We start from the raw sequence: 16929 nt of genomic DNA on the forward strand, positions 1-16929 counted from the left end.
GCGAACACCGGAATCCAGGGCACCGCGCCCTCAGGATGCGGGCACGACACCTCCAGCGGCGGGCGGGCCGGTGCCGGAGCGCAGGGAGGAGACACCATGGTCCAGGTCGCGGTCGGCCAGTTCGCCCCGGGCGAGGACAAGGACGCCAACCTCGCCACAGCGAGCCGGCTCGTCGCCGGCGCCGCCCGCAAGGGCGCACGGGTCGTGCTGCTGCCGGAGTACGCGATGTTCACCGCGCCCCGGGTCGACCACCGGTTCGTCGACGCGGCCGAACCGCTCGACGGCCCGTTCGTCACCGGCCTCTCCCGGATCGCCAGTGAGCACGGTGTGCACGTCGTCGCCGGCGTGAACGAGGAAGTGCCCGGCTCCGACCACTTCCTGAACACCCTCCTGGCCATGGGCCCCGAAGGGGTGCCCGCGGCGGCCTACCGGAAGCTGCATCTCTACGACGCGTTCGGGGTAACCGAGTCGGAGGTCGTCCAGCCGGGCGAGATCGAGCCACCCCAGACGTTCGCTGTCGACGAGCTGACATTCGGCCTGCAGACCTGCTACGACCTTCGCTTTCCCGAGGTGACCCGGCGGATCGTCGATGCCGGAGCCGATGTGCTGCTGCTCGGCGCGGAGTGGGTCCCCGGGCCGTTGAAGGAGGACCACTGGGTCACCCTCACGCGGGCACGGGCGATCGAGAACACCATCTACATCGCCGCGGCGGGCCAGAACGCCCCCGCCGGCTCCGGGAACAGCATGATCGTGGACCCCATGGGCACCCGGGTCGCCGGGTTGGGCGAGGAGACCGGCATCGCGGCCGCCCAGGTCTCGGCGGAGCGGGTGGCCGAGGTGCGGACCAGGAATCCTTCGCTGCGCCTGCGCCGGTTCACGGTGGCGCCGGGCTAGCAGCCCGACCCGACCGGCGTGGCGTGGCAATGATGAGCGGACGCCGCAGAGTCGACTACTCTAGGTAGCTAAATCAGAGCTAAGAGTTACAAGATTCGGTCAAGTCCATTTCCGCTGGCCCCGCAATCTGGTTCAATTAAGAGCCGATAACGTTACGGCCCGCAATACAGTCCTAAACCACGGGGGGAGCAAGGACGTTGAGCGGTCTGAGCATAATGCGCCAGCCAAGCGCAGCAAATGCCGACACAACCGACACATATATCTTCGATCCAGGGTCACTGAGCAGCGCGCAATGCATGGGGGATGCATGCGCGATCTGCCACATGAAGTGGCCGCGCCCGCGCGCACTTATCGGGGAACTCCCCGACGGCTCCGGCGTTTTCGGCTGCCGGGAGTGTGCCGGGATCATCGCGTCGAACACGGGGCGCTCGGTCGAGCACGCACTCGCGGCCCAGCACTGAGTGGTGTGCCCGGGCCCGGGCGCCCGGGCCCGGGCACACCCTGAAGGGCGCCCCCGTGCGACGCAAAAGAGGTCCCCGAAAGTCCGAAACCACTTCGACCATCGAGCACACCCCCTGAACACACTACGTAACTCCCTGTCGCTCGAGGTGCCGCGAGCGCGACGCGGCTCCCTCCCCGCCCGGAGAACACAGCCGGCGCCGATCCGCCCAACCCCGCTCCACCAGCGAAGTGCCGCCGGGCGCCCGCGGCTCCCGGCGGCACGAACCGGCTGTTCGGCCCTCAGGCCTTGGCCGCCTCGCCATGCACGGCGGTGACCACGTCGAGAAGGATGTCCCGCCCTTCGCGCGCGTCCTCCGCGGTGAGGGTCAGGGGAGGCGACATCCGCAGGGCGTTGTCGTGCAACCCGCCCTTGCCCACCAGAAGCCCCCGCTCGCGGGCCCGCTCCATGACGGCCGTGGCCAGCGATGGAGCCGGCGCACCAGTGCCGGGGTCGACCATCTCGACCGCGAGCATCAGCCCCTTGCCCCGGACGGCACCGACCGTGCTCAGATCCGTGAGGGGCCGCAGCCCGTCAATCAGCACGGAACCCACGCGCGCGGCGTTGGCCTGCAGATCGTGCTCAAGCACGTAGTCGATCGTGGCACCGGCCGCCGCCATGGCGATCGGGTTGCCGCCGAAGGTGGACACCCCCTTGGCCGGCAGGGCGTCCATGAGGTCGCCACGGGCCACCACCCCGCCCACGGCGAAGCCGTTGCCCAGCCCCTTGGCGAAGGTCATGGCATCGGGGGTGACGCCGTGGTTGCCGATCCCCCAGAAGCTCGACCCGGTGCGTCCCCATCCGGTCTGCACCTCGTCCGAGATGAACAGGATCCCCTGCTCGTCGAGCACCTCCTTGTAGGCGGCGAACAGTCCGTCCGGGGCCATGGCGAATCCGCCCACCCCCTGCACGGGCTCGGCGATCAGGCAGGCAACGTTGGGTGCGGTGGCGGTGGCCAGCACATCCCGCAGGTCGGCAACACAGGCGTCGATGTACTCCGCGTCGGACATGCCGCGGAACGCCGGGGCATCGCGGTCGGTGCCGTGCAGGTAGTGCGCGTTGAGCGGGGAAAGCGAGGAGTTCTTCCACCCCCGGTTGCCCGTGACCCCGATCGTGCCGTACGAGCGCCCGTGGTAGCTGTTGCGCATGGCCAGCACCTGGTCGGTCCCGCGTGCGTGCGTGGCGAGCAGCAGCGCGGTCTCGTTGGCTTCGGTTCCGGAGTTGGTGAAGAACACCTTGGCGTCGGGGATCCCGGAGAGCCGGGCGATCCGCTCCGCGACCTCCACCTGGCCGCGGATCAGGTACAGGGTCGAGGTGTGCACGACGCCGCGGGCGAGCTGGCGCTCGACCGCCTCGCGGACCTCGGCTACGTCGTAGCCGAGCATGGTGGTGACGATCCCGCAGAAGAAGTCCAGGTACGTGTGGCCGTCGGCGTCGGTGACCCGGGCCCCCTTGCCGCTGGCCAGTTCGATCGGGGAGTCGTAGTAGAGAGAGAGCCACGAGGGCATGACAGCGTGGTGACGTGCGCGCAGATCCGACATGCTCTCAGTGTCGCCCGCCCCGCCGCCCGTCCGCCAGACTCACACTGTCGGCATCGGGACCGCCGGATCGACAACCCGTCGAATCCGGCGGCGCACGCGGCCGCGGATACGCGCGCACCGGCGACTCGAAGCGCGGGTGACCAGCACCGTGCGGGGCTCCAGAATGTAAAGAATTCGGCCGCAGAGCTGACACACAGCCACCTACACTGGGGAGCGTGCTGCCCACGCTCACCGACGTCCTGCGCCTGCCGGCCCTGCAACGCGCGCGACCCAAGGTCATCGTGGGCTCGGAGCACCTGGACGTCACTGTGCGCTGGGTGCACATCGCCGAGGTCACTGACCTCGCGCACCTGCTGCGTGGCGGGGAGCTGGTGCTCACCACCGGCATCGCGATGCCCGACGAGCCCGAGGCGCTGCGGCGCTACGTGGACGACCTGGCGGCGGTCGGCGTCAGCGGCATCGCGGTCGAGCTGGGCCGCAAGTACCAGGCCGACCTCCCCAAGGCACTCCTCGACGCCGCGCGCGACGCCCGCATCCCGGTGATCTCGCTGGACCGCGAGGCGCGGTTCGTCGAGATCACCGAGGCCGTGCACGTCCGGGTGGTCAACGAGCAACTGGAGGAGCTGCGCGAGTCCGAACGGTTGCACGAGGTCTTCACCCAGTTGTCCGTCGACGGCGCCGAGCCGGCCCAGGTGCTCCGGGAGGTGGCACGGCTCTCGGGGTGCCCGGTGGTCCTGGAGAACCTGACGCACCAGGTGCTCGCCTGCGACCTCAACGGGGAGGACCCCAGCATCCTCACCTCCTGGGAGAACCGCTCCCGCGCGGTGCGCACCGGCCTGCGCACCGTGCACGATCCCGGCACCAACTGGCTGGTCACCACGGTGGGTGCGCGCGGCCAGGACTGGGGGCGGCTCATTCTCATCTGCGGCGCGTCCCCCTCTCCGGGACAGACCATGCTGGTGGAACGCGCCGCCACCACCCTCGCGCTCGGCCGGCTCCTCGAACGCCACCAGGAGAGCCTGGAGCGCCAGACGCACCGCACCATCATCGCGGGCATCATCGACCGCAGCTACTCCGATCCCGAGGAGGCCCTGGTTCGGGCCCGCGCAGTCGGCGTCCCCCTGGCCGGCCGGCAGCTCATCGGGCTGGTGCTCCGGCTCCGGACGGGAGGGTCCGGGCTGGCCGCGCAGGCGAAGCTGGCCGACACCGCCGAGGGCGCCGCCCGCGCCTGCCGCGAGCTGCGGTTGCCCGCGCTGGTCGGCTCCCTGGACGACGTCCGGGTCGGCATCCTGCTCGCGCTGCCCGAGAAAGAGGGCCTGGATCCGTTCCTGCACCGGGTCGCCGACCAGGTACACGAGCGCGTCGGAGGGCGGCCCGTACTGGCCGTCGGCTCGCGGGCGGAGGACATCCGCGAGGTGCGCCGGTCCTTCCTCGAAGCGCGCCAGGTCAGCGACGTCGCGGTGCGCCAGCCGGAGCGCCGCCCGTTCTACCGCCTCCCCGACCTGCATCTGCGCGGCCTGCTGCACCTCTTCCGGGACGACGAGCGGCTGCAGACCTACGTGGAGCGCGAGCTCGGCCCGCTGCTCGCCTACGACGCCCGGCACGACAGCGACCTGACCGAGATGCTGCGCTGCTACCTCACGGCCGGCCGGAACAAGGCACTGGCCGCGTCCAGCGCGCACCTGTCCCGCCCGGCGTTCTACGAACGGCTGCGGCGCATCTCGCACGTGCTGGACGTCGACCTGGAGTCCGTGGAGACCTGCCTCTCACTGCACGTCGCGCTGCTCTCCCTCGACTCGGTGCGCGACCGGGTCGCGGGCTGAGCTGCCGCCCCGGCAGCGGCGCCGTCAGCCCGGCACCAGCGCCATGGCCGCGCTGGGCGCGTAGACGAGCAGCAGGAACCGCACCGTCCGGGTCGCGAAGGTCACCGTGGTGAAGACCAGAAACGGCATCCGGACGGTCCCGGCCAGCACGCAGATCACCATGAACGGCGGGATACTGGTCAGGGAGCTGACACCGACCAGCCCGGCCGTCCACCACGGGCGCCCTTCGGCCTTGCTCCGCCACCCGGCCACGCGCTCGCTCCACCGGTTGGGCTTTTCCGCCTTGCGGCGCAGCCACGGGATGTCGAGCGCGCCGCGCCCCATGTAGTAGTAGCCGATCTTGCCGACGGTCTGGCCGAAGCCCGCCGCCACAGCCATGGCGAACAACGCCCCGTCGCCCTTCATGGCCGCCGCCGCGCCCACCAGGTAGAGCTCCACGTTGAGGACTGGCAGCAAGGCGGAGGCCAGACCGAACAACAACGAGGAAAAGGTCTCAATCACGGCGACCTTCCCGGTGGGTCCGCCGGCACGCGAGAGGGCCTACTTCTCCGCGGCGGCGAGCTGACCGCACGCTCCGTCGATCTCCTGGCCGCGGGTGTCGCGGATGGTCACCGAGACCCCGTGGGACTCCAGCCGGCGCACGAACTCGCGCTCGTCCTCCGGGCGCGACGCCGTCCACTTCGAACCGGGAGTGGGGTTGAGCGGGATCAGGTTCACGTGCACCAGGTGGCCGGCCAGCAACTCACCGAGGAGGTCAGCGCGCCACGCCTGGTCGTTGATGTCGCGGATCAGCGCGTACTCGATCGAGACCCGGCGGCCGGTGGTCGCGGCGTAGGCCCACGCCGAGTCGAGCACCTCGGAGACCTTCCAGCGGTTGTTGACCGGGACGAGCTCGTCGCGGAGCTCGTCGTCGGGCGCGTGCAGCGAGATGGCCAACCGGACCTGCATCCGTTCGGCGGTCAGCTTCTCGATCGCCGGGACCAGACCCACCGTGGAGACCGTGACGCCGCGCTGGGAGATTCCCAGGCCGGAGGGAACAGGGTCGGTCATCCGGCGCACCGACTCCAGCACCCGCCGGTAGTTGGCCAGCGGCTCCCCCATGCCCATGAACACGATGTTGCTGATCCGGCCCGTTCCGCCGGCGACCTCGCCCCGCGCGAGGTCGCGCGCGCTGGCGACCACCTGGTCGACGATCTCCCCGGTGGACAGGTTGCGGGTGAGGCCGTTCTGCCCCGTGGCGCAGAACGGGCAGTTCATCCCGCACCCGGCCTGCGACGACACGCACAGTGTCACGCGGTCCGGGTAGCGCATGAGGACCGACTCGAACATCACCCCGTCGAACGCCTTCCACAGTGTCTTGCGCGTCATACCGTTGTCGCAGGTGATATGGCGCACCGGGGTGAGCAGGGTGGGCAGCAGCGCGTCGCCGAGGCGCTCCCGCGAATCCGCGGGCAGGTCGGTCATGGCCGCGGTATCGGACTCCAGATGGCCGAAATAGTGCTTGGCGAGCTGCTTGGCGCGGAACGCCTGCTCGCCCAGCTCGGTGACCGCGGCGCCCCGCTCCTCGGGGGTGAGGTCGGCGAGGTGGCGAGGCGGGGTAGCCCGGCTCGGGGCGGCGAAAGTGAGCTCGGCAGGCATGAGAATCCCAGGGCGGACGACAAAGAAACAGCGACGGATTGGGCTTCGCGCGATAGTTTGAAGACCTATATGACCAAAACGTGCCACGGCTGTGCTGCTGACCGTTAGGGCACGGGACTCATACTATGCGGCGTGCGGGGAGCACTGATCGGCAGACGGCGACTCGAGAAGGAGGACAGCTTGACCGGGGTTCGCGTCCTCCTCAACCAGGTCAGCCCGTATCGAAGCCGCCGCGTGGTCGTCGAGTACGACTCCCGCACCACGGCCGCCTACCTGCTCGACGCCCAGGGTGACGTTCGCGTCCCGGTCTGGCTGGCCAACCACGTGGTCGCGCCCGAAACCAGCGACCCGAGTGGCCTGTACAGGGGACAGGCCCCTCTCATGCCGGCGGCCTGCACGAAGCACCCGTACGGCCGGGCCAAGTTCGACCCCGATCGGCTGCGGGCCGTGTGGTTCGAGGAGGGTGACGGTGTCGCGCTCCTCGACGGCGACACCCCGCTCGCGATCATCCCCGGCTGGGCCGAGGCCGACAGCGGGTTGCCCGGATACGCCAGCGAGGCGATCGGCCGCAGCGCGTTCGCCTGGGAGCTCGACGCCGTTGAGTCCCGGCTGTGGCCGCGCGTGGTGCACGCCGAGGCGTACTGGAGCTGGCGCGCGTCGCCCAACGCCTGGCGCAGCGTGCAGCGCACCGTGTTCAACCACCTCACGCGCCGGGTCGGGGCCGCCGGGCACTACTGGGACGTCTCCGACGGGCACGCCCCGCTCATCCGGGTCTCCGAGCACCCGCCCCGCTCCGGCCGCCCCTTCACGGTCCTGAGCACGGTGGGGATGTGTGGCCAGCGCATGCCCACGCTCGACCGGTACATGGCCGACACCTCGTCCTACGCGCGGGTCGAGCTCGGGTTGGCCACCACCATGCCGGCGCATCTCGCCGCCCGGATATTCCGCTGGATCGCCGCGTTCCCGTGGCGCGCGGTCACCTGGTTCGGGCCGGGGCACAGCGTCAAGTGGCTGGACAACACCGAGGACTCGGCCATGCGCGGGGAAAGCACAGCGGTGCTGCTGATCGCCGACCCCACCCCGCTATCGGCGGGAGGAGCCCAGAAGCCACCCGACACATCCGGGCTCGCCTTCCACGGCGACCCGGTGCACTGGCTGTGGATCGTCCCGATCACCCGCGCCGAGCACCTCTTCGCCAAGGAGCACGACGCGGCCACCCTGATCGACAAGCTCGCCGCCGAGGGACGGAGCTGGGTGCTCGGTTAGCAGGGTGCTGGTAGTACTTCGTTACGTGACCGGGATTCATGGAGCGCCCGGGGCGGGTGATGCCCACCCGGTGCCGGCACCGGGTGGGGACGGGCCCAACGAAAGCAGCAGCGAAGGCCAGCGGATGGCCGGGCCCGAGGTGATCGCGACTGGTGCCCGGTGGTGGCGCGCCCGACGAAAGCGGCAGCGAAGGCCGGTGGGTGGCCGGGCCGGCGGTCATCGGTACGGGCGCCCGGTGGTGGGGCATGCGACGGGGGGCGGCCGGTGGTGGGGCGCGGCGAGAGTGTCCGTGGCGTCATTCTCGGCGCTGGGTGGGCCAGCCCGCGGTGATCGGTGCGGGTGCCCGGCGGTGGCGCGGCCAACGGAGGGCAGCGACAGCGGCGCACACCCTGGGGCCGCTGCCTGGTTCCGCCCGGCGCGGGGCTCAGGGCCGGCGCTACCCACCCCTCTCGCGTCCGCTATGCCCGGTTTTCGCGCCGATCTTGAGCAAATCGTTCCCCTACCGTGCGGTAAAGGAACGATTTCCTCAAGATCGGCGCCCAGGCCGCCCACAATCCGGACATAGCGGACGCGCGGAGGCTGCCGCCGCACCGAAGATGACCATGCGGACAGATTCAGCGCCGAGAATGACACCACGGACACTCTCGCCGCGCCCCACCACCGGCCACCCCGTTACACGCGCCACTACCGGGCACCAGAACCGACCCCCGCGGGCCGGCCCACCCCGGCGCCCTCGCTGCCGCCTTTCGTCGGGCGCGCCACCACCGGGCACCAGGACCGATCGTCACGGGCTGGACCATCCGGCGCCGTCGCCGCCCTCGTCGGGCACGCCACCACCGGGTACCCGCACCGACACGTGCCCGCACGGGCCACGCCGTCGCCCACCGGGACGGCAAAGGCCGGGTCACCGTCGCGGTGCGCCTGCACGACTGAGGGCGCTGCCCTGAGAATTCGCTACACACCGGGCCGGGCACGCGTTGGTGGTCGTGAGCCGGTCCGGGTCACCGGGGGCCCTCGGGGCCCTCCTCGCGGGCGGGTGGTCACCGTGCGGGCGCGGGGCGCGCTTGGCTCCGGCGCATGAACGCGTAATGCAGGACCCCGCCGAAGGCGGCACCGAAGATCCAGGCGAAGCCCGACAGGCTCTCCAGAGCAGGGACCCACACTGTGGCCACGGAGAAGGTCGCGGCGATCGCGAACGCGCCGAGCGCACGCTGGTTCCAGCCCTTGGAGTAGTAGTACTCGCCGTCCGGTGCGGACGAGAACAGGTCCTGGATGTTGAGGCGCTGGCGGCGCAGCAGGTAGTAGTCGATGACCATGATCCCGTAGAGCGGCGCCAGGACGGCTCCCAGCGTGTCGACGAAGGAGTCGATCCCCATGGAGCTGATGACGGAGACCCACAGGCCACCGACGACGAACGCGATCCCCGCTGTGATGATCCCGCCCGTGCGCGCGCTGATCCTCGCCGGAACCATGTTGGCGAGGTCGTAGGCCGGGGGGATGAAGTTCGCCACGAGGTTGATGCCGACGGTGGCGATGAAGAAGGTCAGCGCCGCGACGACCGTCAGCCACACGTTGTCGACGCGCTCCACGATGTCGGCGGGGTTGGTCAGCGCCTCCCCGTACAGCACACTGGTACCGGCCGTGATGACCAGAGCGAGGAACGAGAACAGCGCGAGGCTGACCGGCAGGCCGAGCAGGTTGCCGCGCTTCATCTTGGACTCGGTCCTGACGAAGCGCGAGAAGTCGCCGTAGTTGATGATCACCGCGGCGAAGTAGGCGATCATCGTGCCGACGACCGCGACGAACGCGGTGACCGGCCCTCCCTCGTAGTCCCCGCTGCCAGCGAAAACGGCGCCGAGCTCGGAGAGCAACCCGCCGCCGGCTCGGATCCAGATGGCGATCATGAGAGCGATCATGACCGCGTAGACCAGAGGGCCGGCCCAGTTCAGGTATCTGGTGATCCAGTCGATTCCGCGCAGGAACAGGGCGAGCTGGAACGCCGCGACGATGACGTAGGAGACCCACCCCACGGCCGACATGCCGAGGAACGTCGCGCCGTCACCCCCGCCGAGCACGGCGGTGATGAGCAGCGCGATCGCGGTCGAGGCGAAGTAGGTCTGCACCCCGTACCAGAAGATGGCGACGATCCCGCGAACCAGCGCGGGGAACTGCGCTCCTCGGACCCCCATGCTCGCGCGCGCCATGACCGGGTACGGGATGCCGTACTTCACGCTCGGCCTACCGGTCAGGTTCACCAGCAGCATCACGATGAGCCCGGCGAGGACGATCCCCGCGAACACCGCCCAGCCGTTGAGCCCATAGGAGATGAACAGCGTCGCGGCGAGCGTGTAGCCGAACAGGCTCTGGATGTCGTTGGACCACACGTTGAAGATCTCGAACGCCCCCCACTTGCGCTTGCGGTGCGAAAGCGGCGCGAGGTCGGCGTTGTACAGCGTGGGGTCGATGGTGTCGATCGCGAGCGGGTCACCGGATGGGACCTGCTCGGTGTCCTGGGCGGGCTGGTCGTCTCGCACGAAAACCCCCGGTGGATTGGCAGATGGGACGGGTTGCGCGGCCCGGACTCAGATGTCCGTGCGGCCGGTCTGGTAGCCGGTCAGCTCCTCAACCGGTACGCGGAGGAATGCGCGGCTCTCGGAGTCGTAGACCCAGTTCCTGCCGACACTGGTGGCCAGGAAGTCGTCGGAGTGGCCAGTGTCGATCTCCGCCTGCGGGTAGCGGGGCAGGATCCAGGTCTTCATCAGCACGAGGTACATCACGAAGGCCACCGGGAAGCCGATGACGTAGGCGTAGTCCACCTGCCACAGGGCGAACACCGAGGCGGTGAACCACGCGATCAGGGCGGCCGGGTTGACGCCGCGCGTGTACCGGTACTGGCCATCGCCGCGGTAGAGGTGCGGGACGTTCAACCGGCGGTGACGCAGCACGTAGTAGTCGGCGATCATGATGCCGGCGATCGCCGCGATGAAACCGCCGTAGTAGCTGAGGAAGGTGAACAGGTTCTCCAGCAGCAGCCACGGCATGACGGCGGTGCCGGCCACACCGGCGAGGACGACGCCCATCCGGTAGGACAGGTGCGGCGCCGCCGCGTTGACGAAGTTGAGCGCGGCCGGGACCACGTTGGCCGCGGTGTTGGTCGACCACTGGGCGAGGATGATCATCACGAGCAGCACCGCGAGCACCAGTCCCGTGCTCTCGCCCTGGATCACCTCGATGGGGTTCCAGACTCCGGTGACGATGAACGACACCGCGCCGATGAACGCGATCCAGGCCTGCATGACGGGAAGCACGAAGAACTGGGCCACCAGGATGGCACGGTTGCGTCGCAGGAACCGGCGCTCGCCGGGAACGGTCGTGACGAACCGGGTGATGTTGGGGATGTCGACGGCGAGTGGCGCCCACACGACCATGTTGATGAGGAACAACGCGACCAGTGACATGTCGCCGTCGCCGGCGAACGTCCAGATGTTGCGGCCCTCCAGTTCGGCTATACCGTCGAGGGTGAAGTACATCCAGATGGAGATGGCCAGGATGCACGGGGCGGCGATGGAGGCCAGCTTCTCCACGGCCTTGATGCCCAGGGCGACGTTCACGACCTGCACGATCAGGAACACCGCGTACCACAACGGCCAGGAGCTGAAGCCCGTCCAGTACTCGACCAGCCCGTTGATGGCCAGGGCACCGAGGTAGGTCTGGATCCCGAACCAGCAGGCCGCGACGATTCCCCGCGACACCGAGGGGAAGTGGGTGCCGAGTACCCCGAACGGGGCCCGGAGGAACACGGCGAACGACAGACCGTGCTCGGTTCCGATGTCGGCGGTCATCGTCATGATCACGGACAGCGTCATGGTCGCGGTCAGCACGATGAGCATCACGACCGGAAGCGTGAACCCGCCCTCGACGCCGTTGGCGCCGTACTGGAAGGTGACGATGACGACCGCGAGGCCGATCCAGATCCAGATGAACCCCCACAGCGAGACCGGTCGCTGGGTGAGCCAGGTCGGAAGGATCGACTCTTCGAGAAGGTGGTTGGTCGGTCTCTTCTCGGCACGAGGAGGCGTCGACGGTTCCATGGGCGGGGCTCCTAGTCGGACAATCGGGCTGGGCTGGGTGAGGGATGGGGCCGCATCCCGAGCTCCTTGCTCAGCGGCCAGCCCGCCACGGTCTTCTCACGCGGCGGAAGGTAGGTGCGTACCTTGCTGGTGGAGAGCCCGAGCCCCACGAGCGACTCGGCGAGCGCCACCGCGGCGGTGACCCCGTCAACGGCGGGGGCGCCCGTTGCGGAGCGCACCTCGGCGTCGAGCCCGGCCATTCCGCCGCAGCCCAGGCAGACGACCTCGGCACCGTCGTGTTCCACCGCCGCGCGCGCCTGCGCGACAACGGCCTCGGTGGCGGCGACACGGTCCCGCTTCAGGTCGAGGACGCCGACACCACTGGCGCGGATCGACGCGCACCGGTTGTAGAGCCCCGACAGCCGGAGCCGGTCCTCGATCTGCGGCACGGCGCGGTCGAGGCTGGTCACCACCGAGAAGCTGCGTCCGATGAGGCACGCGGCGTGCGCGGCCGCGTCGGTGATGTCGACGACGGGGACGTCGCACATCTCCTGCAGGCCCTCGCGGCCGTGGTCGCCGAACCCGGCCTGCACCACCGCGTCGTACGGTGCTTCGTAGGCCAGGACGCGGTCCAGCACGCCAACGGCCGCGAGGTAGCTGTCGAAGTTCCCCTCGACCGACTCGGGGCCGAAGAACGGAGTCAGCGGCACGATCTCCGTCCCAGGCCGGGCGACGTCGCGGGCCTGGGCGGCGATCGCCCGGGTCATTGTGATCGTGGTGTTGACGTTGACCACCAGGATTCGCATCGAACCCCTTCCGTGACGCGAAACGTCTGCTCGTTTATCGCTTGGTACAAGGACGGTCGGCTCGACGGCCGCCGGTTCGTCGGGCCGTCCGTTGACGTACGGCCAGGTGGTGTGATTAGCGCCACTTTTCGTGAAGCTATAACTTCACGACTCGTAAAGCAATAGCTTCACAACATGTATACGTATAATTAACAGCGCTATGACTGAATCTCTGGATGCCCCGGTCGCCCGGTTCGACGAGCAGCAGTTCGGTGAGCGCATCCGCGAGCTACGAGCCGAACGCGGACTCTCGCTCCGCAGCCTCGCCGCGCGCCTCGGCATCAGCCCGAGCGCGCTGTCGCAGATCGAACGCGGCAAGATGCGTCCCTCGGTCACGCGGCTGTACCAGATCATGACGGAGCTCGACGTGCCCATGACCTCGGTGTTCGGCACGCAGAAGGCGGAGGCTCCGTCGGTCGCGGAGCCTCCGAGCGACCGGGTCGCGGTGACGCGCGGCGGCGAGGCCGCCACCCTCGTGCTCGACCACGGCGTGCGCTACCGCCGGCTCACTCCCGAGGCGGTACCGGGGATGAACTTCTTCGAGTCGACGTACCCCCCGGGTTCCTACTCCAGCCAGAACGCCGAGTACGTCCGGCACAGCGGCCACGAGGTAGGCAACGTCGTAAGCGGAGCCCTCGTGGTTGACGTGGGATTCGAGACCTACGAGCTGACGGCCGGCGACTCCATCATGTTCCCGTCGACCACACCGCATCGCATCTCCAACCGTGGCGACGCGACCGCCGTGGCGATCTGGATCAACCTCACGTGAGGCCGGTGGCACGCGCGCAACGGCCGGTCGGTCAGCGAGAAGGACGCGGGCGCAGGGTCACGGCCAGCCCGGCCACGGCAGCGGTGAGGGCCGCCATCGCGAGGAAGGCGAGTCGGTAGTCGTCGCCGGTCGTCCCGATGAACGCCACGAAGGCCGCCAGGCCGATGGCACCGCCGAACTGCTTACTCGTATTCATCAGCCCTGAGGCGGCTCCGGCGTCCTCGGGCGCGACGCCTGTGGTGACGGCGGTCGCCAGTGGCGTGTTCAGCAGCCCGCCACCGACACCGATCACCAGCGCGGGGCCGAGGAACGTGCTGACGTAGGTCGCGGGAACGGCCAGCCACTGCCACACCAGCCCGGCGGTGGCGAGGGCCGCACCGGCGGCAACGAGGTCCGCGGAGGGGACCCGCCGCATCAGGACCGGGGTGACCCAGGCACTGAACACCATTGTGACCAGGGTCATCGGCAGGAACGCCATCCCCGCCTGCAGAGCTGTATAGCCGAGTCCGTGCTGCATCTGGAAAGTCAGGAAGTACCACAGCGGCACCTGGAAGCAGGCTCCGGCGAGCACGGTCAGCACGTTGCCCGCGACTACGGCCCGGTTGCGCAGCAGAGAGGCGGGCACCAGGGGAGAGTGGCTACGCCGCTGCTGCGCGACGAGCGCGGCGAGCAGCCCCACGCCCAAGAGCGCGGCCTCCGGTGCCAAGGGGAGACCGCTGTCCGTCCCCGCTCCGCTGACGGCGTAGGCCACGCATCCCAGCCCGGTTGTGGCGAGAACGGCACCGGTGAGGTCGACCCGGGCGGCGGGCCGCTGTACCCGGCTGAGTGCCAGCGCCAGAGCACCCAGGATCGCCGCCGCTCCGATCGGTATGTTGACCAGCAGCACGGCACGCCAGCTCAGGTACTCGGTCAGCGTTCCGCTGAGGATGTTCCCGAGCCCTCCGCCGACCAGGCTCACCCCGGTCCAGACGGCCACCGCGCGGGTCCGTTCGGCGCCCTCCGGGTAGGTGGTGGTGAGAAGGGTGAACGTCGCTGGCGACACCACGGCGGCCCCGACACCCTGAGCGGCGCGCGCCCCGATCAGCATCCAGCCGGAGTCGGCGATCCCTCCGACCAGGCTGGCCGCGGTGAAGCCCGCCAACCCCCAGATGAGAGCTCGCCGGGCACCGACGACATCGGCGATCCGCGCCCCGACGAGCAGGGTTCCGGCGAACGTCAGGGTGTACGCCGAGGCGACCCACTGCGACAGGGCCGCGCTCAACGTGAGGGCGGTCTGGATGCTCGGCAGCGCGACGTTGACCACCGAAACATCCAGCACCACCATCAACTGGGCCACACACGGCACCCACAAGAGTGACCCTCGACGCAGACGTACGCGGAGCATGAACGACCTCCGTGATACGAACGTATCAATTTGATACGTTCGTATCATAACCGGAACGAGAGGAGCCATCGCGTGGGGGAAACACCCACCGGGGAACAGCAGCGCCGGGACCAGATCCTGAACGGAGTGGAAGGCCTCATCGGCCGCGACGGGCTACAGGCCGTCAGCATGCGCGCTGTGGCAGCCGAAGCCGGCGTCTCGCTCCGGCTGGTCCAGTACTACTTCCACACCAGGTCGGAACTGCTCGGCGCGGCCCTGCGGCGGATCGCGGACCGTAGCTGGCAACGCTGGGACGAACGTGTGCGAGCCAGAGACGGCGACTCGGCCAGGGAGATCCTTGAGGAGTTCTTCGCCGAGGCCCTCCCAACCGACGAGGACAGCCGCGCCTTCCACCGCGTCGGAGTCTCCTTCGCCGCACTCGCGATCAGCGATCCGGAACTGGCCGCGGCTCCCTACCGGAGCCACCTCGCCGCACTGACCGGTCGGCTCGAAGAGCTCCTGGAGTCGGCGTACCAGGGCCCACGCAGGAGCCGCCGAGACCACCGCCACGAGGCGCTGAAACTCATGTCCCTGGCACACGGGCTGGGAACCATGCTCATGGTCGGCCACATCGACGCCGACGGCGCCCACGAGCTGGTCAACGCGCACCTTGATCGGCTCCTCGCGGCGAGCGCGAGTCCCTGAGAGTGCGGCGCGTACCGGACCGGGGCGGCCGGAAGCGGCCTCCCGACGCGGCCGGGCGACGGTCGCCGGCGCGTGGGGAGTACCCTTCCCGGGGAACGCCCAGCCGGCCGGGTCGTGGCCGAACCCCCCAAACCACCGAGGTCCCCCGTGTTGGAGTCGCTCTCCCTGCCGTTCTACCTCCTGTTCACCCTGCTCGCGCTCACGTGCGCGTTCTTCCTTGGCCAGGCGATCTACCCGAGACTGTCCTGGGTGCTGACGAAATGGCAGTACCGCAACCCGGACATGGTCGAGCCCAGCACAGTCGTGTTCCAGCTCCGCCGGGTCAAGGCCGTGGTGCTGTTCACCGTCTTCCTCACGGCGCTGGTGCTGCTGTTCAACGCCCGCGAGACGCTGGGGGCCTGAGCCGCGGCGGCGTAGGCCGCCGCTCAGGTGGAGCGGCGGCACGGTTGCGGCCGCGGCACCAGCGGAGCAGCATGGGCGGCATCGACATCCCGGGTGCCCGGCAGCGACCGTGCGTCTCACGTGTACGGAAAGGGAATCGAGCAGCCATGGGAGTTCCAGGCCAGAAGAACACGCCGCAGCCACCGGAGGAGCTCGCGAATTCCGAGCTGTTCGCCGTGGACGCCTACCGTCGTTCCTTCGACAGCACGGTGCTCGACGTCGACCACGAACAGAACCGGGTCGCGCTGGCCCGCACCGCGTTCTACCCCGGTGGGGGCGGACAACCGCACGACCTGGGAGAGCTGCGCTGGGACGGCGGCACAGCCCAGGTCACCAAGGTGAAGCGCGAGGCCGACCGGATCTGGCACTGGCTGGACACCCCCGAACCTCCCCGCAGCGGGATCGAGGTGTTCGGTGACATCGACTGGGACCGGCGCCACCTACTGATGCGGACGCACACCGCGCTGCACATCCTCTGCGGCGTCATCTGGAGCGAGTACCAGATCGCTGTCACCGGCGGGAACATGGAGCCCGGAAAGGGGCGGCTGGACTTCCCCCTTGAGGGGATCTCCACCGAGCTCGGCCAGCGCGTCGAGCGCCGGATCAACGAGGAGGTCGAGCGGGCGCGTGAGGTGGTCGTGGATTTCATGGGCCGCTCCGAGGCCGATCTCGACCCGGCGCTGATCCGCACAGCGGCCAACCTGATTCCCAAGGAGATCGACCCGCTGCGCGTGATCGACATCGTCGGCCTCGACAAGGTTAACGGTGGAACGCACGTCACCAGCACGGCCGACGTCGGACGGGTCGCCGTCACCGGCACCAGTTCCAAGGGCAAGGGGAACAAGCGGATCCGGCTGGAGGTCTCCCAGTACTCCAGTGCGGTTTCGTGATCTATCCAGCGGATTCGTCGGCGTATCGCCGTCGGTAGTGGCTGCGTCGGGCTGTTGCCTGATGGCGTCTGCGCCACTGGAGTACTGGTAGCTGCCGGTACGCTTCTCGCTTCGGCGTGGAGTCCGCCAACTGGTTGCTGCATGTGAGCAAGGCCGGCCGCGAATGGCAGAGAACAGGATCCGCG

Annotated in this window: 14 protein-coding genes; 7 read left to right on the forward strand and 7 right to left on the reverse strand. The window is 69.3% G+C overall.

Annotated elements, in window-relative coordinates; genetic code table 11:
• Nucleotides 1-96: 96 nt before the first annotated feature.
• Nucleotides 97-894: a carbon-nitrogen hydrolase family protein gene (locus tag F4561_RS21180; RefSeq protein ID WP_184581107.1), complete on the forward strand. Its 798-nt coding sequence runs from the start codon at nt 97-99 to the stop codon at nt 892-894.
• A 741-nt stretch (nt 895-1635) separates the two neighbouring features.
• Here F4561_RS21180 and F4561_RS21185 read toward each other — a convergent pair.
• A complete protein-coding gene (locus F4561_RS21185) occupies nt 1636-2934 on the reverse strand; it encodes an aspartate aminotransferase family protein (RefSeq protein WP_184581108.1) in 1299 nt (432 codons plus the stop codon).
• Nucleotides 2935-3149: 215 nt separating this feature from the next.
• On the opposite strand from F4561_RS21185, the gene F4561_RS21190 reads away from it, so the two are divergent.
• Entirely contained in the window at nt 3150-4757 is a 1608-nt protein-coding gene (locus F4561_RS21190) for a PucR family transcriptional regulator (protein ID WP_184581109.1), read from the forward strand.
• Between the two features lie 24 nt (nt 4758-4781).
• Here F4561_RS21190 and F4561_RS21195 read toward each other — a convergent pair whose 3' ends face one another.
• Together F4561_RS21195 and rlmN are read right to left on the reverse strand one after the other, a co-directional pair.
• Nucleotides 4782-5258 (reverse strand): VTT domain-containing protein, encoded by a 477-nt coding sequence (locus F4561_RS21195; protein ID WP_184581110.1) that lies wholly within the window; start codon nt 5256-5258, stop codon nt 4782-4784.
• 39 nt (nt 5259-5297) lie between these two features.
• Nucleotides 5298-6395 (reverse strand): dual-specificity RNA methyltransferase RlmN, encoded by a 1098-nt coding sequence (gene rlmN / locus F4561_RS21200; RefSeq protein ID WP_184581111.1) that lies wholly within the window; start codon nt 6393-6395, stop codon nt 5298-5300.
• Between the two features lie 180 nt (nt 6396-6575).
• Here rlmN and F4561_RS21205 point away from each other — a divergent pair, with 180 nt between their 5' ends.
• The gene (locus F4561_RS21205; protein WP_184581112.1) at nt 6576-7661 is read left to right on the forward strand and encodes a suppressor of fused domain protein; all 1086 of its coding nucleotides are present in this window, start codon (nt 6576-6578) and stop codon (nt 7659-7661) included.
• Nucleotides 7662-8701: 1040 nt separating this feature from the next.
• Here the strand turns inward: F4561_RS21205 and F4561_RS21210 are convergent.
• The 3 genes from F4561_RS21210 to F4561_RS21220 are packed head-to-tail and all read right to left on the reverse strand — an operon-like array spanning nt 8702 to nt 12537.
• Nucleotides 8702-10195 (reverse strand): NCS1 family nucleobase:cation symporter-1, encoded by a 1494-nt coding sequence (locus tag F4561_RS21210; protein WP_184581113.1) that lies wholly within the window; start codon nt 10193-10195, stop codon nt 8702-8704.
• A gap of 48 nt (nt 10196-10243) precedes the next feature.
• A complete protein-coding gene (locus tag F4561_RS21215) occupies nt 10244-11752 on the reverse strand; it encodes an NCS1 family transporter (protein ID WP_184581114.1) in 1509 nt (502 codons plus the stop codon).
• An 11-nt stretch (nt 11753-11763) separates the two neighbouring features.
• On the reverse strand, nt 11764-12537 hold the full coding sequence (locus F4561_RS21220) for an aspartate/glutamate racemase family protein (protein ID WP_184581115.1): 774 nt from the start codon (nt 12535-12537) through the stop codon (nt 11764-11766).
• Nucleotides 12538-12736: 199 nt separating this feature from the next.
• On the opposite strand from F4561_RS21220, the gene F4561_RS21225 reads away from it, so the two are divergent.
• Nucleotides 12737-13345 (forward strand): cupin domain-containing protein, encoded by a 609-nt coding sequence (locus tag F4561_RS21225; RefSeq protein WP_184581116.1) that lies wholly within the window; start codon nt 12737-12739, stop codon nt 13343-13345.
• Between the two features lie 31 nt (nt 13346-13376).
• Here the strand turns inward: F4561_RS21225 and F4561_RS21230 are convergent, their stop codons facing one another.
• Nucleotides 13377-14681, reverse strand: coding sequence for an MFS transporter (locus tag F4561_RS21230; RefSeq protein WP_312885418.1), 1305 nt, complete (start codon nt 14679-14681; stop codon nt 13377-13379).
• Nucleotides 14682-14801: 120 nt separating this feature from the next.
• Here F4561_RS21230 and F4561_RS21235 point away from each other — a divergent pair, with 120 nt between their 5' ends.
• The 3 genes from F4561_RS21235 (at nt 14802) to F4561_RS21245 (ending at nt 16744) form a co-directional block, all read left to right on the forward strand.
• The gene (locus F4561_RS21235) at nt 14802-15413 is read left to right on the forward strand and encodes a TetR/AcrR family transcriptional regulator (protein ID WP_221445571.1); all 612 of its coding nucleotides are present in this window, start codon (nt 14802-14804) and stop codon (nt 15411-15413) included.
• Nucleotides 15414-15560: 147 nt separating this feature from the next.
• Nucleotides 15561-15815: a DUF6199 family natural product biosynthesis protein gene (locus F4561_RS21240; RefSeq protein ID WP_184581118.1), complete on the forward strand. Its 255-nt coding sequence runs from the start codon at nt 15561-15563 to the stop codon at nt 15813-15815.
• A gap of 146 nt (nt 15816-15961) precedes the next feature.
• Nucleotides 15962-16744 carry an alanyl-tRNA editing protein gene (locus tag F4561_RS21245; protein WP_184581119.1) on the forward strand — a complete coding sequence of 261 codons (783 nt, stop codon included), beginning with the start codon at nt 15962-15964 and terminating at the stop codon, nt 16742-16744.
• Nucleotides 16745-16929: the final 185 nt, after the last annotated feature.

The organism is Lipingzhangella halophila (assembly GCF_014203805.1).
Taxonomy (GTDB): Bacteria; Actinomycetota; Actinomycetes; order Streptosporangiales; family Streptosporangiaceae; genus Lipingzhangella; species Lipingzhangella halophila.